The sequence below is a fragment of the Rheinheimera sp. MMS21-TC3 genome (assembly GCF_032229285.1).
In the GTDB taxonomy this organism is placed as follows: Bacteria; Pseudomonadota; Gammaproteobacteria; order Enterobacterales; family Alteromonadaceae; genus Alishewanella.
This window is the reverse complement of sequence record NZ_CP135084.1, coordinates 349,670-369,730: the sequence shown is the minus strand read 5'-3', so window position 1 is coordinate 369,730 and position 20,061 is coordinate 349,670. Positions and strand designations below refer to the sequence as shown.

The 20,061-nt window shown below is 41.8% G+C and carries 17 protein-coding genes; 6 read left to right on the top strand and 11 right to left on the bottom strand.

Translation table 11 applies throughout. From position 1 onward, the window contains the following. Positions 1-19: 19 nt before the first annotated feature. The 3 genes from RDV63_RS01970 to ppc all read right to left on the bottom strand — a co-directional run bounded on the left by RDV63_RS01970 (position 20) and on the right by ppc (position 4,239). Positions 20-1,231 carry a lanthionine synthetase LanC family protein gene (locus tag RDV63_RS01970; RefSeq protein ID WP_313907842.1) on the bottom strand — a complete coding sequence of 404 codons (1,212 nt, stop codon included), beginning with the start codon at positions 1,229-1,231 and terminating at the stop codon, positions 20-22. Positions 1,232-1,293: 62 nt separating this feature from the next. Further along, entirely contained in the window at positions 1,294-1,488 is a 195-nt protein-coding gene (locus tag RDV63_RS01965) for a hypothetical protein (protein ID WP_313907841.1), read from the bottom strand. Positions 1,489-1,614: 126 nt separating this feature from the next. After that, entirely contained in the window at positions 1,615-4,239 is a 2,625-nt protein-coding gene (gene ppc / locus RDV63_RS01960) for a phosphoenolpyruvate carboxylase (protein WP_313907840.1), read from the bottom strand. Between the two features lie 168 nt (positions 4,240-4,407). On the opposite strand from ppc, the gene RDV63_RS01955 reads away from it, so the two are divergent. Beyond that, complete coding sequence (locus RDV63_RS01955) at positions 4,408-5,103, top strand: VC0807 family protein (RefSeq protein ID WP_313907839.1); 696 nt, start codon at positions 4,408-4,410, stop codon at positions 5,101-5,103. Positions 5,104-5,120: 17 nt separating this feature from the next. Here the strand turns inward: RDV63_RS01955 and RDV63_RS01950 are convergent, their stop codons facing one another. From RDV63_RS01950 to metC, 4 genes are all read right to left on the bottom strand, one after another. After that, positions 5,121-5,846, bottom strand: coding sequence for a hypothetical protein (locus RDV63_RS01950; RefSeq protein WP_313907838.1), 726 nt, complete (start codon positions 5,844-5,846; stop codon positions 5,121-5,123). After that, a complete protein-coding gene (locus RDV63_RS01945; protein ID WP_313907837.1) occupies positions 5,843-6,508 on the bottom strand; it encodes a glycoside hydrolase family protein in 666 nt (221 codons plus the stop codon). The genes RDV63_RS01950 and RDV63_RS01945 overlap by 4 nt, the downstream gene beginning before the upstream one ends. 417 nt (positions 6,509-6,925) lie before the next feature. Next, the gene (locus RDV63_RS01940) at positions 6,926-7,765 is read right to left on the bottom strand and encodes an ion transporter (protein ID WP_313907836.1); all 840 of its coding nucleotides are present in this window, start codon (positions 7,763-7,765) and stop codon (positions 6,926-6,928) included. Between the two features lie 82 nt (positions 7,766-7,847). Next, positions 7,848-9,020, bottom strand: coding sequence for a cystathionine beta-lyase (gene metC / locus RDV63_RS01935; RefSeq protein WP_313907835.1), 1,173 nt, complete (start codon positions 9,018-9,020; stop codon positions 7,848-7,850). 260 nt (positions 9,021-9,280) lie between these two features. Here metC and RDV63_RS01930 point away from each other — a divergent pair, with 260 nt between their 5' ends. From RDV63_RS01930 to RDV63_RS01915, 4 genes are all read left to right on the top strand, one after another. Further along, positions 9,281-11,680: a TonB-dependent receptor gene (locus tag RDV63_RS01930; RefSeq protein ID WP_313907834.1), complete on the top strand. Its 2,400-nt coding sequence runs from the start codon at positions 9,281-9,283 to the stop codon at positions 11,678-11,680. A gap of 225 nt (positions 11,681-11,905) precedes the next feature. After that, on the top strand, positions 11,906-13,387 hold the full coding sequence (gene ubiD / locus RDV63_RS01925; RefSeq protein ID WP_313907833.1) for a 4-hydroxy-3-polyprenylbenzoate decarboxylase: 1,482 nt from the start codon (positions 11,906-11,908) through the stop codon (positions 13,385-13,387). Between the two features lie 116 nt (positions 13,388-13,503). After that, positions 13,504-14,211, top strand: a complete 708-nt coding sequence (gene fre, locus RDV63_RS01920; protein ID WP_313907832.1) for an NAD(P)H-flavin reductase — start codon at positions 13,504-13,506, stop codon at positions 14,209-14,211. Between the two features lie 152 nt (positions 14,212-14,363). Then, positions 14,364-15,440, top strand: coding sequence for an alpha/beta hydrolase (locus RDV63_RS01915; protein ID WP_313907831.1), 1,077 nt, complete (start codon positions 14,364-14,366; stop codon positions 15,438-15,440). Positions 15,441-15,492: 52 nt separating this feature from the next. Here RDV63_RS01915 and RDV63_RS01910 read toward each other — a convergent pair whose 3' ends face one another. Genes RDV63_RS01910 through RDV63_RS01895 form a run of 4 tightly spaced genes read right to left on the bottom strand, consistent with a single transcriptional unit; the run spans position 15,493 to position 19,313 of the window. Continuing rightward, positions 15,493-16,731 carry an ABC transporter permease gene (locus RDV63_RS01910; RefSeq protein WP_313907830.1) on the bottom strand — a complete coding sequence of 413 codons (1,239 nt, stop codon included), beginning with the start codon at positions 16,729-16,731 and terminating at the stop codon, positions 15,493-15,495. Further along, complete coding sequence (locus RDV63_RS01905) at positions 16,724-17,431, bottom strand: ABC transporter ATP-binding protein (protein ID WP_313907829.1); 708 nt, start codon at positions 17,429-17,431, stop codon at positions 16,724-16,726. Before RDV63_RS01905 ends, RDV63_RS01910 begins: the two co-directional genes overlap by 8 nt. Before the next feature lies 1 nt (position 17,432). After that, positions 17,433-18,593, bottom strand: coding sequence for an efflux RND transporter periplasmic adaptor subunit (locus tag RDV63_RS01900; protein ID WP_313907828.1), 1,161 nt, complete (start codon positions 18,591-18,593; stop codon positions 17,433-17,435). 24 nt (positions 18,594-18,617) lie between these two features. Continuing rightward, on the bottom strand, positions 18,618-19,313 hold the full coding sequence (locus tag RDV63_RS01895; protein ID WP_313907827.1) for a YIP1 family protein: 696 nt from the start codon (positions 19,311-19,313) through the stop codon (positions 18,618-18,620). Positions 19,314-19,653: 340 nt separating this feature from the next. Between RDV63_RS01895 and RDV63_RS01890 the strand changes: the two genes are divergently transcribed. Then, entirely contained in the window at positions 19,654-20,061 is a 408-nt protein-coding gene (locus RDV63_RS01890; protein ID WP_313907826.1) for a thioesterase family protein, read from the top strand.

Genomic DNA, 20,061 nt, shown 5'->3' with positions numbered 1-20,061 from the left:
ATACACCTAATTTGTTTAATTATGCTAACAGCAGAGCATCAGCCCAATCTTGTCTGTTTGAGATAAGCGCTAACAAACCTAAGCCCACCCCGCTAGTGCCGCCTAAAAAGTCTTGAGTCGGCAATTTCTCAGCTTCTGATCCTGGTTCTCTAAAAGGCTTTAACCCTTCAACTCCATTTTTTTCAAAGCGCTGAAGCGCATCTTGCAACCAATACTCTTGAGCTGATTTTAATTCTTCTAAATGATAAAATTCGTTTATCAGCTTGAATATCAATGCCAGACCAACACTGCCATGGCATAAGCCAGCATCCCTAATGCCCGCTTTATTATCTCGTCGCTTACTCGTATGTAATGCTATGTCTTTCCCAAAGTTCAGCCATTTTTCATTGTTGAGTAAACGCCCAGCACGAGCAAAAATTAATGCTAAAGGCAAGTCGCCATAACACCAGCCTAATCTAGAGCATTCATTTTCTCCGACTGCATAACCATAGTAACTCCCTACCTCAATGGGCTGCTGCTGTTTATAAAGCCAGTTTATGCCTTGATCTAAAAGTGGCTTGATGCGATCAGAGTAGGATGAAACGCCAGCTAAAGATAATAACGCGGCAAGAATAGCTGGCATACCATGAGCAAGCCCTAGGTTAACTTCACTTTCTTGCTTACCATTTAATAGAATGTAGGGAGAGCCTTCAGGGGTTGGCCATTTTAACCCTTCAAGTGTGCTTTCTGAGAGCAGCTCTACTTGCTGTAAAAACTTCTCTATTAAAATATGATTAGGCTGATACTTAGCCCGACGGGCGATATAAGGTGCTAGGCCAGCTATGCCTTGAATAAACTCTATCTCAGTCTGCCAAGGCTCATTTAAGATATGAGTCTGCAGCCAAATATCTGTGCTGTTATTAACAGTTCCATCATAAGCGGAATCAGGATCTATACTAGCCTGATGGCTAAGTAAGTATTCATATAACCAGCCTATTCCAGGTAAACCATAGCTAAAAGTACTATTGTCTTGTAAATCTTCTATTTGCTCTTCTAGCCAACTAAAGCGCTGTTGCACGGCTAGCTCTACTTCTGGCTTTTTAGCAAACTGGTAATATTCATATAAAAATAAAATATGTCCCGCTACGCCACTAATTATCCCCGGCGGTACGTCGTTATAATCAGCAGTTTGTAAATCTTGATTAATTGCATCTAACACATGCACAATATCAGAAAGGTATTTTTGAGGCATTTTGAACTACTAGGTTTTAAGAACAGCTTTTGCCATTACGCCAAAAGCTGTTCAATATTAAATTAGAAAACCGGAACACAACCACGGAGTCTTTGACCACAGGTTTCACCTGGCTCTAGGCTTCTTGTTCTGCATTCCGCTCTAGTATTAGATGGGTCCCAAGTACCACCAGCAACTTCTGGCGTTAACTCTTTAGGTAATACTTTATTATCGTGAGATAAGTTTACTAACTCTTTCTTTTTTAAGTTTAATTTCATTGTTACTTCCTTATTATTTTACTTCGGCCATTCGAAGCGACCATAAAAATAACAGCAAGCACTCAATAAGTAAACAACCATTAACATCTAGGTAATAAATATAATACTCATTAATATAGCGTTAAACTAACCTGAATTACGCATACCTGCAGCTATACCGGCCATAGTGATCATCAAGGCATGGTTAATTTCTGGCTTATGCTGTTGTGCTGGTTGCCTTACTCGATGTAATAGCTCTACTTGTAAAATATGCAGCGGGTCGACATAGGTGTTGCGCAACATTATTGACTCGCGGATCCAGTCTTCTTTCGCCATTAAGGTGTCACTATGAATAAGCTGTAATAATAGCTTTTTATCATCAGCAAGTTGTTGCCTTAATTGACTGCCGAAATACTGCAACTCAGCGGGCACTAACACGCTGTCATAATAAGCTGCTATATCGCTATCTGCTTTTAACAACACCATTTCTAGCATAGATAAACGGGTAGCAAAAAAGGGCCACTGTTGCTGCATTTCATCTAAAGTGGATTGATTAGTCTGTACTGCATTAGCTAAAGCAGCGCCAGCACCTAGCCAAGCTGGTAACATTAAACGGTTTTGTGACCAAGCAAAAATCCACGGAATAGCACGTAAACTTTCAACGCCGCCCCCGGCATTACGCTTTGCTGGCCGACTACCTAAGGGTAGCTGACCTAGCTCTTGTTCTGGAGTGGCAGCTCGAAAATAAGTAACAAAAGCTTTATCTTCACGCACTACAGCTCGGTAGGCCTGACAAGAATCATCCGCTAATTGCTGCATTAACTCGCGCCAGCTAGCTTTAGGCGCAGGCGGTGGTAATAGTAAGCCTTCTAATACTGCACTGGCATATAACGCTAAGCTGCGCTGCGCTAGTTTGGGCAAGCCAAACTTAAAGCGGATCATTTCGCCTTGTTCAGTCACTCTTAAACCACCGACCAATGAACCCGGGGGTTGAGACAAAATAGCAGCATGGGCAGGACCACCTCCCCGGCCAATAGTGCCACCTCGACCATGGAAAAGAGTTAGCTGCACTTTAGCTTGCTGACAAATTGCTACTAAGGCTTCTTGCGCTTGATACTGCGCCCAAGCCGCAGCAAAGACGCCGGCATCTTTGGCGGAATCAGAGTAGCCAATCATCACTTCTTGAATATTATTGATATAACTGCGATAGCTAGCAATGGCCAGTAATTGCGCCATACAGTTGGGCGCATTCTCTAAATCGGCTAAGGTTTCAAATAATGGCGCTATTGGCATAGAGAACTGGGCGCCAGCCTGTTTTAGCAATAGCTGCACCGCTAACACATCGGATGGCTTTCCGGCCATTGAAATAACATAGGTACTTAGCGCCTCAGGGCCATGCTCGGCTACTATAGCGCAGGTATCTAGCACTTGTTGCACATCGGCACTAGGTTGCCAATCTTTACCAAATAAAGGCCGACGGCTGCTTAGCTCAGTTAACAAAAACTGTTGCTTTTCTGACTCCTGCCAACTGGCGTAATCGCCTAAACCTAAATATTGTGTTAACTCACTAAAAACATCGGTATGACGTTGCGCATCTTGACGAATATCGAGCTTTAGCAAACAAACCCCAAAGGTATAAGCACGACGTAAGGTATCGAGCAGCTTACTGTTCGCTATAACCGGCATGCCGCAGTCTATTAGTGACTGATAGCATAGTAATAACGGCTCGATTAACTGCTGGTTATGCCAAATAATGTCTGCCGGCTTTGCTGTTAGTTCACCCTTTAACGTATTAGTTAACCACTGCCGAGTTGCTTCTAGCTGTTTTTTTAATTTATTAAGTACTGCTCGATAAGGCTCTGCTTCCTCAGTAATAGCCTTTAATTCAGTATTAGCCTCTGACATGGAAAGTTCACTACTTAACAGTTGCAAGTCGTTAATAAATAAATCAGCGGCTTTCCAGCGACTAAGCAGTAAAACCTGTTGCGTAACCTCTGCTGTAACAAAAGGATTGCCATCACGATCTCCGCCCATCCATGACGAAAATTTAATAGGGGTGGCATCAATAGCAATGCCTTGGCCAATAGCGCTGGTTAGTTTGCCATCGAGCTGGCGTAGAAAGTCAGGAATAGCCTGCCATAACGAGGTTTCAATTACCGCAAAACCAGACTTTGCTTCATCAACAGGTGTAGGTCGCTGCTGTCTAATTTCATTAGTACGCCATGCTTGGCTAATTAGCTCGAACATCCGTTGCTGGATTTGCTGCTGTTGCTCAGTATCAAGCTGTTGCTCTAATTGTTGTAAACAGCCGGCAATTTCAGACAGCTTATGGATTAAAGTTCGTCGTGACACTTCGGTTGGATGCGCAGTTAATACAAGCTCTATGGATAATGACTCCGCAGCAGCAACAACTTGCTCAGCCGGTATTTTATGTTGCGCCAGCTGCGCTAACAGCTCATCAATGGGCTGCGGTTTTTCAATACTATTTTGCCCCGCTTTACTTATAGTATGATGCTGCTCGGCTAAGTTAGCTAAATTTAAAAATTGCGAAAATGCGCGTGCTACTGGTAATAGTTCATCATCGCTTAATGAGGTTAAAACTGTTTTTAACTGTTCAGCTTGCTGTTCATTGCCTTGGCGTGAGGCTTTAGATAATAAACGAATTTGTTCTACCCGCTGCAACACTTTTTCGCCCAATTGGTTACGAATGGTATCGCCTAACTGGGTGCCCATTAAATTTACATTAGCTCGCAACGCTGCATACTGATCCATAAAAAGCACCTTAAAATTGTAGATAAAAATACCCTATAGGGTTATGACAATAGACTCAACACTGCCCCTTAACAAAATAGGCTGTTATTAAAAATAAATCACTAGCACTTCATTAAAGCAAAGATATGCGTACAATACAGGCTTATTATCAGCTTGATTTAAATCCATATGAACCAGCCTCGCAGCAAGAAAAAGTCAAATTTTTTAAGTGATATGTTGTTTAATATCATTGCTCCTGCATTGATATTAAGTAAGTTAAGCACTGAAGATACCTTAGGCCCCGTCTGGTCGGTGGTTATCGCCCTGGCTTTTCCTTTAGCTTATGGCGGCTGGAGTTTAATTAAGTCAGGTAAAGTAAATTTTTTCTCAATACTGGGGGTAATAAGTGTATTGCTCACCGGTGGCATTAGCTTATTGCAGCTTGACCCTGCCTATATCGCCATTAAAGAAGCCATGGTACCAGCATTAATTGGTATTGCTGTATTAATTAGCCAGTACACCCGCTATCCCTTAGTAAAAACCTTACTAATTAACCCAGAAGTGATAGATATAGAAAAGTTAGATAACGCTTTAGCTTTGCGTGGCAACAGCGCAAAATTTGCCAAAAGCACAGAGCGCGCCGGCTTTATTGTTGCTGGCACTTTTTTTATCTCGGCCGCGTTAAATTATATTTTAGCCAAGGCCATAGTAGTTAGCTTACCTGGCACGACCGCTTACGCTGAAGAGCTTGGCCGCATGACATGGTTAAGTTACCCAGTTATTGCCCTACCAAGCATGGTGATGTTAATGGCCGCTATTTTTTATATCTTCCGCCAAATTGGCCGACTCACCGGCCAATCGTTAGAAGAGTTTATGTTGCTTTAATTAGCACCTAATTAACATTAAAACTGCTTAAGCAAAGTATATGGAGCATCAGCTGCTAGCTTAGTAATGATATAACCATAAGTTGAACTGTAACTACCTTGCTCAACCGCATTCGCCATATACAGCACGGCATCTTCAATGCCGTCTTGGTTATAGTCGCCTTTGGCCATAATGGTTAACCTTTGAATGCCACCGCTGTTGTCATAATAAACCGCCTGGTCAGCATTAATAATTTCAATTTTACTAATCTGACTCATGTCTTGCCAACTTGACGCTTTAGCTAAGCGACGCTCATCATCTTTAGATATAATAAGCGCTAACTCGGCGGGCATCTTTTCAGGTAATATTTCTCCATGTTTTAATAAGCTAAGATAAGTCGTTTTTGAAGCAGTTAACTGCCCAATATGGCTCCATACCGAACAAACTCGATTTATAGTATCAACTGATGACTGCTCACGGTAGCTTACTGCCTTGAACCCTTCATTTAATAACTTAGTCAGCTTTTCACAGCTATTCGCTTCCACTTTCTGCTGCTCAGCATTTATTAATTGCCGTGTAAAATACCACTCTTTATTTTGTAAGCTTTGAACTTGTGCAGGGGTATTTAAAGGCACTTGCTCTATAAAGTAACCATTAGTTCTATTTTCAGTACTATACGATGGTGGTATTTTTGCTACAGATAAGCTTGCACAAGCCAAACTTGAAATACCCATAAAACCCAGTAATAGCGTTAACTTGATCATTTTTCGTTTACCAGTAAATTATAAACATAAGCATTGCGCTCACTCGCAATATCTTTTCTTGAAGACTCTAAAGCCGCTTTTTTGTAATCGCCAGCCTTAATATGTTTATTAAATTTGGGAAATGTATTTTTAAGTTTTGTCATGCCTAAATTAAAAATCATATCAAAAAGTGCTAATTTTACTTTATTAGGAAAGGCTGAAAATTCAGCGCTACCATAAATGCTTTTTAGCTCTTTTTCAAAAGTCTTAATATGATGATCCACTTGAGCATTCATGACCGTTTCGGTTAACTGTAGTTTAGTAAATGCTTTAAAATCCCTAGCAACATAATCTTCACCAAAAAAACGACTTTTAATTAAGTTAAATTCTTCTTCAATTTGCTTAGCTGAAGCGGGCTGACCTGTTTCGCGCACAATAAACGCAATCTGCTTTGCCGCTGCAGCATCTTTTAACAAGTGCCCCACACCTACGGTTACAAACCCTTTAGTATCAAGATACATGTGCGGCACACGCCCTTCGTACCTTTCTATCTGACTTTTTAAAGTTACTTTTAAACTACCAGAAATAGGAACTGCAGCTACAGCCGCTTTCTTAGTGAGCTGTTCATTTATCTTACGGTGACTACGACCATTAACATCAATTTTGCCATCAGGTCGTTGCATGCCTACCACTTTACTTTGAAATACCTTAATCGCAGCTACTGTTTTTGAGCTTTCTGGCCGAGTGCCTAAACGGCCATCTACGACTAATGTTTTAGTTGGCGGAATTTGATCTAGTAGCTTATTTAACGCGGTTTGTACTGCTTTCACATCCGCTAACATATTAGCACCGCCAAGCCCGACAGCTTGCGTGATTCGCATTGACGACATCGTATATCCTTGTCTTAGTTAACAATAGAGGGCCTAACTTCGCAAGCGACAGAAAGGCTCACACAATTAACTTAATGTTACCATGACAAGATATTATTTTAATTAATTTTTAACTTTTTTTCGTTATCTATCTGCAATTTTTAACCACCAATTACATAACACTACCTCTAGAGTAAATGCTGCTAACAATCGCTCTAGTATAAAGGTAGGTTAGGTTGGGTTATCCTTTGATTGCATCTGCAGACGCATGTGCGCCAGTTCTTGTTGTAATAACTGCATTTGCGCCAGCAGTTGTTGCTGAGTCGCGGCGTCAGCATCATGCTCGGCTTTATGCTCTTCGTCATGCATGCTTTGCACGGCGTTAACTATTACGGCAATAAACAAATTAAGCATGGTAAAAGTTGCGATAAGAATAAAAGGCACAAAAAATAGCCATGCATAGGGGAATTGTGCCATTACCGGACGCGCAATGCCCATAGACCAACTTTCGAGGGTCATAATTTGGAATAAGGTATATAAAGACCCGCCTAAGCTACCAAACCACTCGGGAAAAGCCTCACCAAACAGCTTGGTTACCATTACCGCAGCAACGTAGTAAATTAAGCCGAGCACCATAGTAATAGAAAGCATGCCATTAAGTGACTGCATTAAGGCGCCAACAATTTTTTTCATTGAGGGTACAAAGGTAAGCACCCGCAACACCCTTAAAACTCGCAGTGCACGCAACACTGAAAACGGCCCGCTGGCAGGCAGTAATGCGATACCCACCACAATAAAATCAAAGACACTCCAAGCATCTTTAAAGAAACTCAGCCGGTATACAAACAGTCGTAGCACTATTTCTAGTACAAAAACCGTTAAAATAGTTTTATCTAAAATCTGTATAACAGGCCCTATAACAGCCATTACTGCAGGAAAGGTTTCTAACCCTAAGGTCACGGCGTTTATTAAAATCAGCGCTAGTAAAATACGTTGCACTAGCCTGTTTTCAATAAAGCTTTTTAAGCGCCCTTCTGTTGTTGGCACTGCAATAATGATTTCACTGCTCATACGGTGACCTTAAACATAATAGAATTAAAAAATTGCGCTATTGTATGTTAGTCACCGTTGTCGTCAATCATTGTCATATATTTTATTCAGCCGCATGAAACCTTTTAAAAGCAGACTCAAGATCAGCAATTAAATCGTCTACATGCTCTAAACCAATATGTAAGCGTAATAACGGGCCCGGCTGCGGCCAACAAGTGGCTGTGCGTAGCCGTTGCACCTGCATAGTGGCGGTAATTAAGCTTTCATAGCCACCCCATGAAAAGCCCATTTTAAAATGAGTCATGCCTTCAATAAAAGCCGCTATTTGACTGGCTGTTCCACACGTTAACGCAAAGGAAAACAAACCATTACTGCCACTAAAGTCGCGCTTAAAAATGTCATGCCCTGAGTGACTGGCTAATGCGGGATGATACACTTGGGCTACTTCTGGTCGTTGCAGTAGCCAATCCACTACCGCTAACGCGCTTTGCTCATGTTGTTTTAAGCGCACCGCTAAGGTTCTAAGGCCACGTAACGCTGTGTAGGCATCGTCAGCAGATGCGCAATAACCCAACAGATAACTTTGTTCGCGTAACTGCGGCCAATGTTGCTCATTAGCTGAAGCTGTGCCTAACATAATATCGGAATGGCCCACTATATACTTAGTGGCAGCTTGAATAGAAACATCTACTCCTAGTGCAAAGGGTTGGCATAAAATAGGTGAAGCCCAAGTATTATCTAACACCGTAACTATATTGTGCTGCTTAGCAACCAGACAAATAGCCGGAATATCTTGTACTTCAAAAGTAAGCGAGCCGGGCGATTCTAAAAATATTACCCGCGTATTTGGCTTAATCAACTTACTTATTTCAGTACCTATTAAGGGATCATAATATTCAGTTTCTATGCCTAAACGCTTTAACACTTTATTGCATAAAGCACGGGTAGGTTCATACACACTATCGACCATTAATAAGTGATCACCAGCCGACAAAAAGGCTAACAAAGCGCCACTTACTGCGGCCGAGCCACAAGGATATAACGCGCAGCCCGCACCTCCTTCCAGTTCACAGATAGCTTGCTGTAAAGCAAAGTGCGTATCGGTACCTCGCCGACCATAATAAGGCACCCTATTCCCCATTTGGCCAGCCGCATGTTTTAGCTGGGCAAAGCTATCAAAAATAATAGTAGAAGCGCGAACCACTGGCGGGTTAACGGCATAGCCACTGTACTTTTTATCACGACCTGCACAAATTAATTGCGTTTGTTTTTTCATTATTATTTTTACTTTTTAAATTTTTATTAGTCACCAGTCTAATCCATCTAGACGTCCGCTGCATTAAATGCTACTAATATAATCGAATCGGCGATAATTTATGCATTATTTTTGGACACTGCTATATTTTAACGACACCTTACTAGTTAAGCACAATTTTCATATAAAATTTTTTTGATATAAATCATGGCGATTATTTAAATTTAAGGCATATATCATTATTGCCAAGTTTATACTGAGTTTACTAATAGGACTAAATAATGAATCACAATGCTTCTTACTTAACGTCTAGTATAGGCTTAGTCATCACGCTAAGCGCACCTGCCGCTTTCGCTCAGCAGACTAATGAAGCTGATGTGGAAAAAATTTCAGTAATAGGTAGCCGCTTATCTGTGCGTTCAGCAACAGAAAGTACTGCTCCCGTTGATATTATTGGTAGTGCCGAACTACAAGCGACCGGCATGACAGAAACAGCGCGAGCACTACAGTTTTTAGTGCCAAGTTTTAACTTCCCAACTTCATCTATTACTGATGGCAGTGACGCTGTGCGCCCTGCTAGCTTACGCGGCTTATCCCCCGATCACACTTTAGTCTTAATCAATGGTAAACGTCGCCATGGTTCAGCATTAGTCCATTTAAATGGCACTATGGGCCGCGGTAGTTCTAACGTTGATTTAAATGCCATTCCAATGAGTGCCATTAAGCGAATTGAAATACTACGCGATGGTGCAGCCGCTCAATATGGCTCTGATGCAATAGCCGGTGTCATTAACTTAGTTTTAAATGATAATATGTCAGGAGGCCAAGTTAGCCTAAATGGCGGCCAAACTTTTGAAGGTGACGGCGAACAATATAAAATTAGCAGTAATCAGGGCTTTCGTATTGCTGAAGATGGTTTTGTCAATATTAGCGCTGAATATCATCACAAGAATAAAACTAACCGAGCCGGGTTAGATCCTCGTCAGCAGTATGCAGACATTAATAACCAGCCTGACCCACGTGAAGCAATAGCTAACCGTTTAAACCATAGTGTGGGTGATGCGTCCTTTGAAAACTTAGCTCTTATGGTCAACGCAGGCTATCAGTTAGCCAACAGTGAGTTTTATGCTTTTGCCGATCTTTCGCAACGTAAAACTCAATCTGGCGCTTTTTTTCGCCGGCCATTAGATGCACGAAATGTTGTAGAAGTTTATCCAGACGGCTTTTTACCAGAAATAGCACCTGAAACTAACGATCATGCTATTACCTTAGGCTATAAATTTGAGCTAGCTGATTGGCAACTCGATTTATCCGCCAATACTGGTGCTAGTCGTTACCAATATTATGTCAACAATTCCTTGAATGCTTCATTGGGCCCTGCCAGTCCTACCAGTGCTTATGCGGGTGGCATGAGAAACGATGAGCAAAATCTTAATCTAGAGGCCAGTAAACTCTTTGCTTTTGTCAATGAGTCAGATTTTGTACTGTCAGCGGGTATTGCCTATCGTAAAAACAGTTATAAAATTTTCCAAGGTGATGAAGTTTCCTATGCTAATTATGGCTACCAAGGCAAATCTGGCGGCATGCAAGGCTTTGGTGGTTTTACGCCGGAATCAACGGTAGATGAATCGCGTAATAACCTTGGTGTTTATGTTGAGGTTGAAAATCAATTAACTGACAAATTTAATTGGGCCGCAGCCGTTCGCCAAGAGCGCTACTCTGATTTTGGTAGTAATACCAGTTGGAAATTAGCCGGCCGTTATGAACTTACCCCTGAATGGGCTGTTCGTAGCACTTTTAATAGTGGCTTTAGAGCGCCTAGTGTTCAGCAATTATATTTTTCTAATTTATCCACTTTATTTGTGGCCGACCCTGTTACTGGTGTATTAAACCCTGTTGAATCAGGTACCTTTAATAATACATCACCTGTTGTTAGTGCCTTGGGTCAAGGTGAATTAAAGCCAGAAAAATCACAAAGTATTAGTGTGGGTATTACTTATCAGGGCGATAATGGTGTTACTTTTACCTTAGATAGTTATCGCATTGAGATTGATGATCGAATTATTCTAACTGGTAGTGTCAGTCGTGCTAATCCAATTATTGATGGCTTATTGGGCACTAACTCAGCTGAATCAGTTCGATTTTTTACCAACGCTGTTGATACTCGTACTCAGGGTGTTGAAGCAGTTCTCGCCTATCAGTTACCACAGACTGAATACGGTGATATTAAATTAAGTCTTTCTGCGCAATATAACGATACTGATATTAAGCAAATAAAAGTGCCAGCATTATTAGGCGGGTTAGAAGAAGCACTGTTTAATAACGAAGAAAAAGCGCGGTTAACAAAAGCTAACCCTAAAAATAGCTTTAGCGCTGGTATTACCCATAGTTATGGCGATTTTATCACTAACTTACGGATTAACCGCTTTGGCCCTTATACCTTAGGTTATGCCACAGGTGATTATCAGTACAGTGCCAAAACAGTGGCCGATATTTCATTAAGTTATGCCTTTAACTCACAGTTGGGCTTTACTGTAGGAGTAAATAACTTATTTGATACCTATCCAGATGAGCAGCCTGTGGTAAATCAGTTTAACGGTATTTTTAAATATCCAAATACAAATGCTCCTTTTGGCTTTAATGGCGGTTACTATTTCGTCGAAGCGCGTTATTTATTTTAAGTCACTTAATAAGTGCCTAACGTTTAATAACAGTTATAAAATCTTAAAGAGAAAATGCAATGTAAAACAGTTTTATCTCTACCTAAGGTATTAGATAAAACTGTTTTTTTTCATTTGGCTTAAAGGATTTATCATCTGACTTAAACTAGCAAGCTTGTAACAGAGCTGTATAATAGTCGGTTATCAAAGAGCCAACTTCGCTCTGTTCTGGATGTTGAGACTGGTATGAAATATAAAGATTTACGCGATTTTATGGCGCAACTTGAAAAACGCGGTGAATTAGTCAGAGTAAGCGCCGAGGTTGATCCGGTATTAGAAATGACCGAAATCGCCGATCGTACGCTACGCGCGGGCGGACCGGCTATTTTATTTGAAAATCCTAAGGGTTTCAGCACGCCAGTTTTAGCTAATTTATTTGGTACCACTCAGCGAGTTGCTTTAGGTATGGGCCAAGAAGATGTCTCGGCCCTGCGAGAAGTTGGCAAACTGCTGGCTTTTTTAAAAGAGCCTGAGCCGCCAACAGGCTTAAAAGATGCTTTTAGTAAACTGCCTATCTTTAAGCAAGTGCTTAATATGTCTCCGAAACAAGTAAAAAAAGCACCATGCCAAGATGTCATATTAACCGGTGATGAAGTCGATTTAACTAAGCTGCCTATTATGACCTGTTGGCCAGGTGATGCCGCGCCGTTAATTACTTGGGGCTTAACTGTTACCAAAGGCCCACATAAACAGCGACAGAACTTAGGCATTTATCGCCAACAATTACTGGGAAAAAATAAATTAATTATGCGCTGGTTGTCTCATCGTGGCGGAGCTTTAGATTTTTATGAGTTTAAAAAGGCCAATCCAAGCCAAAACTATCCAGTTTCAGTGGCCTTAGGCGCAGATCCTGCCACCATTTTAGGTGCTGTAACGCCTGTGCCAGATACCTTATCTGAATATGGTTTTGCTGGGCTATTACGCGGCGATAATACCGAAGTGGTCAAGTGCATAAGTAACGACTTACAAGTGCCCGCCAGTGCCGAGTTCATTTTAGAGGGTTACATAGACCCTAACGAAATGGCGCCTGAAGGCCCTTATGGCGATCACACCGGTTATTATAATGAAGTAGACGATTTTCCGGTATTTACCGTTACCCATATTACCCAACGTAAAGATCCGATTTATCACAGTACCTATACTGGCCGGCCACCTGATGAACCGGCTATTTTAGGCGTGGCTTTAAATGAAGTCTTTGTGCCCATACTGCAAAAGCAATTTCCAGAAATTACCGACTTTTACTTGCCGCCAGAAGGCTGCTCGTATCGCTTAGCTGTGGTTACCATGAAAAAGCAATACCCAGGCCATGCTAAACGGGTAATGATGGGCGTGTGGTCTTATTTACGCCAGTTTATGTATACTAAATTTGTGATTGTTTGCGATGACGATATTAATGCCCGCGACTGGCAAGATGTTATTTGGGCTATTACTACTCGGATGGACCCAGCGCGCGATACAACGCTGGTAGAAAACACGCCTATAGACTATCTAGACTTTGCCTCACCCGTTTCTGGCTTAGGCTCGAAAATGGGTATGGATGCTACTAATAAATGGCCGGGTGAAACTGATAGAGAATGGGGTGAACCCATTGTTATGGACCCAGCCGTTAAACAACGTATTGATGAAATTTGGTCAACACTGGGAATTACACTACCTGAACAACCTTAAACTATACCAGCAATAGTAACTTACTATTGCTGGTCTTTAATTTAGTCGCTACACATCTAACTGCGATTAATAATATTTAACAACTTGAAATATCGTTTACTTTTGCTGAGAGCACTATGACCATTATTGCCTGTACTATTGATGCTATTGAACCCTTAACGCCTACTGTTAACCGCGTGCTATTAACGCCTACAACACCTATAAGCTATCAAAGTGGTCAATATTTACAGCTATGCTTAACCGCTGAAGATAAACGCCCTTTTTCCATAGCTAGCCATGCCGGTAGCAAGCAAATTGAACTCCACATAGGAGCATCAGTAGCAGATAACTTTTCCAGCCAAGCCTTAGCTCACTTACAGCAATTATTTGCCGCTAAGCAACCAGTATTAGCAGAAATTGGTTTAGGTGAAGCACAGCTACGCACCGATAGCGACCGACCGCTAATTTTATTAGCTGGCGGTACCGGATTTTCTTATATTTACAGCATTGCCCAAACCCTTGCCAAGCAACAAGTTAACCGTCCTGTTTTTGCTTACTGGGGCCTGCGTGATCAAGACGCCTTATATCATCACCCACAAATGCAGCAATGGGCGAGTAGCAACGAGCACTTCACCTTTATTCCCGTCATACAAAATCCGACAACCAACTGGCAAGGTAGAACAGGTTTAGTTCACCAAGCGGTACTAGACGACTTTGCCTCATTAGCAGGATATGACATTTATATCGCAGGGCCTTTTGCTATGGCAGGAGTTGTTAGAGATGCTTTTGTAGAGCATGGTGCAGAGCGTGAAAATATGTTCTGTGATGCTTTTGCTTATATTTAATAGCGACTCCTAACAGGCTAATATAGTACGAATAACCGCGCTCATTTAATGTGGTTATAGCACTTAAGAAAAGTTACGTTCAGGCTAGGTACTAAATTGGCAACTGTTGCTATTATTTATTAATATTTGCGCCCCTCATTAGGAGGTTGCCATTGAATAAATTATTGAAGACAATCAATTTTGCCATTAAAAAAGTTGCCAGTAGAGGATCATCCACATTTAACGTCCTTACCTTAGCGGCAGGCTCACTATTGCTGCTTACCGCTTGTGAGCCACCAACTGCACGCCAACAAGCAATTAAGAATTATGCAACCGACATGCAGCCAAGCCAATATGCCAGCTTAGTGCAAGAGGATCCTGAAACCTTAAGTACCGAGCAGCTTTATAATCGTGCGCTGACTCTTTGGGGAGACGATTATACCGAGCTTCGTATACCAACCTCTTTTGGCGAAGCCCAAGTTGTGGTGTCTGGGCCTGCCGATGGTTACCCGCTTATTTTGCTACATGGTATGAACACAAACTCTACCATGTGGTACCCCAATGTGCCTTGGCTTGCTCGACATTATAAGATTTATGCCATTGATTACCTATTGGGCAGCGGCAAGTCTGAATCTAACAAAGATATTGCTGATATTGCCCAAGTTATGGCTTGGTATAATGAAATATTTAACGCGCTAGAGCTTAAACAGTTTGCTCTAATTGGCGCGTCACAAGGTGGATGGTTTGCCACTCAAATTGCTTTAAACGAGCCTGCTAAAGTTAGCCAGTTAGTCTTACTAAGCCCAGCCCAAACTTTTGCTTGGATTACACCAAGCTTAGATGCGCTTAAAAGCGTGTATTTTTTGTTTAACCCCAAAAGAAGTGAGCTTAGGGCCATGCTACAAACCATGTCGACTAATGTTGATAACATTGATCAGCTATATATAGACCACTTTTATCGCTATTCAGCAACCAATAAGTCCTTGCCCGACTTGTTAAGCCAGATGACACCCTTTGCTGATGACAAACTGCGCCGCTTAGCTATGCCAACTTTAGTGCTAATTGGCGATCAAGATATTATTAATACAGCACAGAGTTTAAAGCAAGCACAGCAGGTTTTACCCTGCGTTGAAACCGCTATTGTTGCTAATGCCGGCCACTTTCTTAATGTCGATAACGCTGATAGTGTGAATAAGCGCGTGCACCAGTTTATCAATGCAACAAAAAAGGACAATAGCTGCAACAACTAAGAAAAAAACTCTGGCTTATTGGCAACGACCGCGGTTAAATAATTTTTTGTTATTACTCATAACGCAACGCATCTATAGGGTTTAACTTAGCGGCTTTTATAGCTGGCGCTAAGCCAAAAACCACACCTATTAGCGTTGTAAACCCTATAGACAAAAAGATAGCCCACATCGGCACTAATGCCTCAGGCATGGCAGGTAGCATCAAGCCAATAAAAGAGGCAATGCCATAGCCTAGCAACAAGCCAATAATGCCGCCAAACAGTGACAGCACCAGCGCTTCTACTAAAAACTGAATTAAGATAAATTGCGGTGTTGCGCCCAAGGCTTTAACAATACCAATTTCTCGGGTTCGCTCTGTTACTGATACCAGCATTATATTCATTACGCCTATACCACCAACTAATAAACTTATGCCAACCACACCACCGGCCACTAGGGTTACACTTTTAGTAATACTAGAGAACTGTTCGACCATCCGCTCAGCACTGATAAACTCAAAGCTGTCGGCATCATCTTGCTGTAATCGATGACGCTGCCTTAATAACTGGCGCATTTGCTCCTGCACTTGTTGCGGTGTTGTATTAGCCGCAGGACGAAACATCACTTCAACATTGCTAGCAGCTCGCTCACCCGTTAACGAGCGAATAGTACTAAAAGGTGCAATAATATAGTTATCTTGATCAAAACCAAATAGTGAGCCCCGGGTTTCAGCAACACCGATAATTCTGAACCAATCACCGGAGAGATTAATAAACTCACCGACAGGGTTTTCAGGCAAATTTAGCTTGCGGATTAAAGATGAACCAACAAAGGCTACGCGGCGCCGGTGATCATCATCACTTAACGATAAAAACCGTCCAAATTCGGGATAAATCCGGACAACATTTTGATAACTACTGTCGGTACCTATAATCTGAGTTTGGGTACTGTTTCGGCCGTATTGCACCTGACTGCCCATACTAAATGCCTGCATAGTAGCTGTCATATCTTCAACGTTTTGTACCCGGCTTTTTAGCATCAAAAAATCGTCATGGTGTAAACGGTTAATATTGCCTAACATTTGCTGCTCTGTAGTAGTGTAAGCCCGCAGAGTAATCATATCACTGCCTAGATCATCTAATTGGCTACTGATACTGTGACTTAAGCCCTGCATAATTGCCACAACAGTGATGACAGCAGCAACGCCAATAATAATGCCTAACGTTGTCAGTGCACTGCGCAAAGCGTGCGCTCTTATAGATAATAAAGCTGCTTTTGTCCCTTCAAGCATAGCGTGCAAGCTTTTATACATACAGCTTGCCTCCGGCTGTTGTGCCACTATCTTGTGCTAGCTGGCCATCTACCAAACGGATTACTCTGTGACAATGATCGGCAATCTCTTGCTCGTGTGTCACCAAAATAATGGTATGGCCTTCTTGATGAAGTTCATCAAATAACGCCATAATTTCACGGCTCGTTTTACTGTCAAGGTTCCCTGTGGGCTCGTCGCCTAGTAAAATACCTGGGCGAGTTACTAGTGCTCTGGCGATAGCTACCCGCTGACGCTGGCCACCAGATAACTGATTAGGCAAGTGCCCAGCTTTATCTGCCAGTCCCACTCTACGCAGTACTTGTGCAGCCTGCTGTTGCCTGCTACGGTTGCTCATAACCCGATATACTAGCGGCTGCATCACATTGGCTAATACTGTGGCCCGTGGCAGTAAATTAAAGCTTTGAAAGATAAAGCCAACCTGCTGGTTACGCATAGTAGCAAGTTCTGCTTCAGACAAATTTGCAACATCTTGACCAGCAAGCTGGTAGCGTCCTTCGCTTGGCGTATCTAAACAACCCAATACGTTCATTAAGGTAGACTTTCCTGAACCAGAAGGGCCAATAATTGCTACGTATTCATTTTTGCTGATATTAACATTTATTGATTTTAAAGCATAAAATCGCTCACCTGCCATCTCGTAATATTTACTGATGCCCTGCAGTGCAATTATTGGTGTCATATTATTGTTCCTGCGTAGTAAGCAGGGTTGTATTTACAAGCGTACCTTCGGTTAGATGAGTAAGTGTTCTGGCCGGACCAATAATTACAGATTGCTGTAAGCTTAATCCTGATAGAACCTGTTGGGCAGTATCTGTTGCTAAACCAAGTTCAACCTCTTGCTTCACTGCTTTGTTATCTTTTACTAGCCAAACAAATACCGAGTTTCCTTGGCGCTGCACAGCTGCAATTGGAATTTGGATACTATCTGCTTGTTGGTTAAGCACTAGCTCTGCGCGACAACTCATACCAGAAAATAAGGCTAGATCCTCAGGTTGCAGTAATACTTTTACTCGAAATGATAAACTTTGGTTTTGAGTCATAGCACGTGCTGACGTAGCTATTTGAATAACTTCGCCTTGTATTTCTTTTCGTGGATAAGCAGCTGCAAATACTTTTACCTGTTGCCCAACATAAACATTAGCAATATCCGCCTCGTCGACTCTTAGTTCAGCTAAGATAGTGCTAGGGTCAGCCAGCATCATTAAAGGTGACCCGATAATATTAGTAGTGCCGGCAATAACAGTTTCACCTGGCTTTACATCAACCCCAGCCAACAAACCGGCAATAGGGGCCCGGAAAATAGTTTTTCTTAGAATATCTTCTACCATAGCCAAGCTAGCTTGGCTTTGCCTCAGCGCAGATTGTGCCGCCGCCACATTTATTTTGGCAATATCAACCTGACTTTGTAAGCTGTCAACCATTTCTTGCTGCACTAAACCCGCGTCTGCAAGCTGTAGCTGACGTTTTAGTTGTCGTTGGCCATCAGCCAATAATGCCGTACTGCGTTGAATATCTATTTCTTGTGTTTTTACTAGCTCTCGAACCCGCTCAACATCTGCAGCAAAAGCAGTGGGATCAAGTCGCATTAGTACTTGCCCCTTTTCTACCATATCCCCCTCTTCTACCAGCACTTCAATTACTCGACCTGTTACTTCAGTGCGGATCTGGATTTGGGTGTGATACTCCAAGTTACCAGACGCAAGAATAGTGTCTGATAAAGATCCCTGAGTAACTTCAGCTATATTAACGTCAAGCTGTTGATGCTGCTTACGGTATTGGCTAAAACTTATTACACTTGCCATGACCAAGACAATAAGAACTGCCACCCAGAGCTTTTTCATGTTCACTGCCACCCGTTTTGTAATTTAAATAAATAATGCCCAAAGGCCATAAATAATTAGTAGAGGTGCAACAGCCAACAGAGATGCTTTTATTGTAGAATAACCACTCCAGCATTTTAAACCTACCGCCGTTAGAGCCGTAGTCCACAGGTAAATAAGATTAAGACTTTCGGCCCAACTAAACCAAGCATCCTGAGGCCCTAACTGCAAGAACAGCTGATTAACTGACAGATAATTTGGTGTATTAATAGGCATATCAGGTGTACTACTAAGCAGGATTAACACAGCTAAACCTAGCACGTTCAATAATCCAGGCAAACTAACCCATACAGTCATAGCATACCAGTCACCGTATGGCCTTTTTTTGCCCGGATTGCCAACCAACATAAGATAAACGGCAATAATTGCTAACATAATAGGCGTCATCACTAGCACACTGGCCGCTACTATATATTTAGTTTTATCCGCCATATGCCCCATAGCTGCACGGGTAGTTTCAATTTCAGCTGGGCTTAGTGTATGAGCAATAGCTGATATTTGCTGCTCAACCAGCCACATAGGGCTCATCCCAGCATAAAACGCGTACATTACACCCGTATTGACCAGCAGCAACAGGAAAAAAACGATTACACTCCAGCCTTTCTTTTCCGCTAAAGTATTAAATAAGCTTTTTGGCGCAACATATAAGTCGGCTATACCCTGAATAAGATTTTTACTCATTCTTTGTCCCTAGGTAGTTAATATCAGCAATATTGCTAATATTATCGAACCATTAATTAATAATAAGACCAAGTTAGCATAGTTTTAGTGTGATAAATATTGCCTTTATGTAACCAGATGTGACTTTGCAGGCGGCCTTATAGCTTTATCTTGTAATCACAAACTGTTTTTTATTGTACAGTCTAAGTAAAATAATTTTGCTGGCCTTTCTTGGTTCAATCAGTTTAATTAGCGCAAAGCTACCGTTAACAACTAGCGATCCAATCCACTTTCTTATCATCTGGTATGGCCTGTATATTTATGCCACAATTAGATTTTTCTAAATTAATCGAGTGAATAGATGACACATAAAACCTTAATTAAAGTGCGTGGTTATCATTTAGATGTATATCAACACGTTAATAACGCCCGTTATTTAGAATTTTTAGAAGAAGCGCGGTGGAGCTATTTAGAAGATCATGGCGATGTCGCTTGGTTTGCTGAACATAAGCTAGCTTGGGTAATCGTTAATATTAATATCAACTACCGTGATGCTGCTACTATGGGCCACACCCTTGAGGTACAAACCCGCTTTAGTAAAATTGGCAGTAAAAGTGCGGCTATCCATCAAGCTATTTATATTGCTGGTACTGATAAATTAGTAGCCGATGCTGATATTACCTTTGTTTGTTTAGACCAAAAAACCGGCAAAGCGGTTGCCATTGAGGGTGATGTAAAGCAGCGCTTAGAGCAGCACTTAACCAGCTAA

Excerpts from the sequence above, each read along its gene's own strand:
- RDV63_RS01945 (WP_313907837.1), bottom strand. The coding sequence starts at position 6,508 with ATGCAACGACCTGATGGCAAAATTGATGTTAATGGTCGTAGTCACCGT.
- ubiD (WP_313907833.1), top strand. The coding sequence starts at position 11,906 with ATGAAATATAAAGATTTACGCGATTTTATGGCGCAACTTGAAAAACGC.
- ppc (WP_313907840.1), bottom strand. The coding sequence starts at position 4,239 with ATGGATCAGTATGCAGCGTTGCGAGCTAATGTAAATTTAATGGGCACC.
- RDV63_RS01940 (WP_313907836.1), bottom strand. The coding sequence starts at position 7,765 with ATGAGCAGTGAAATCATTATTGCAGTGCCAACAACAGAAGGGCGCTTA.
- RDV63_RS01900 (WP_313907828.1), bottom strand. The coding sequence starts at position 18,593 with ATGAAAAAGCTCTGGGTGGCAGTTCTTATTGTCTTGGTCATGGCAAGT.
- RDV63_RS01970 (WP_313907842.1), bottom strand. The coding sequence starts at position 1,231 with ATGCCTCAAAAATACCTTTCTGATATTGTGCATGTGTTAGATGCAATT.
- RDV63_RS01955 (WP_313907839.1), top strand. The coding sequence starts at position 4,408 with ATGAACCAGCCTCGCAGCAAGAAAAAGTCAAATTTTTTAAGTGATATG.
- RDV63_RS01895 (WP_313907827.1), bottom strand. The coding sequence starts at position 19,313 with ATGAGTAAAAATCTTATTCAGGGTATAGCCGACTTATATGTTGCGCCA.
- RDV63_RS01965 (WP_313907841.1), bottom strand. The coding sequence starts at position 1,488 with ATGAAATTAAACTTAAAAAAGAAAGAGTTAGTAAACTTATCTCACGAT.
- RDV63_RS01905 (WP_313907829.1), bottom strand. The coding sequence starts at position 17,431 with ATGACACCAATAATTGCACTGCAGGGCATCAGTAAATATTACGAGATG.
- RDV63_RS01910 (WP_313907830.1), bottom strand. The coding sequence starts at position 16,731 with ATGTATAAAAGCTTGCACGCTATGCTTGAAGGGACAAAAGCAGCTTTA.
- metC (WP_313907835.1), bottom strand. The coding sequence starts at position 9,020 with ATGAAAAAACAAACGCAATTAATTTGTGCAGGTCGTGATAAAAAGTAC.
- RDV63_RS01890 (WP_313907826.1), top strand. The coding sequence starts at position 19,654 with ATGACACATAAAACCTTAATTAAAGTGCGTGGTTATCATTTAGATGTA.
- RDV63_RS01950 (WP_313907838.1), bottom strand. The coding sequence starts at position 5,846 with ATGATCAAGTTAACGCTATTACTGGGTTTTATGGGTATTTCAAGTTTG.
- RDV63_RS01930 (WP_313907834.1), top strand. The coding sequence starts at position 9,281 with ATGAATCACAATGCTTCTTACTTAACGTCTAGTATAGGCTTAGTCATC.
- fre (WP_313907832.1), top strand. The coding sequence starts at position 13,504 with ATGACCATTATTGCCTGTACTATTGATGCTATTGAACCCTTAACGCCT.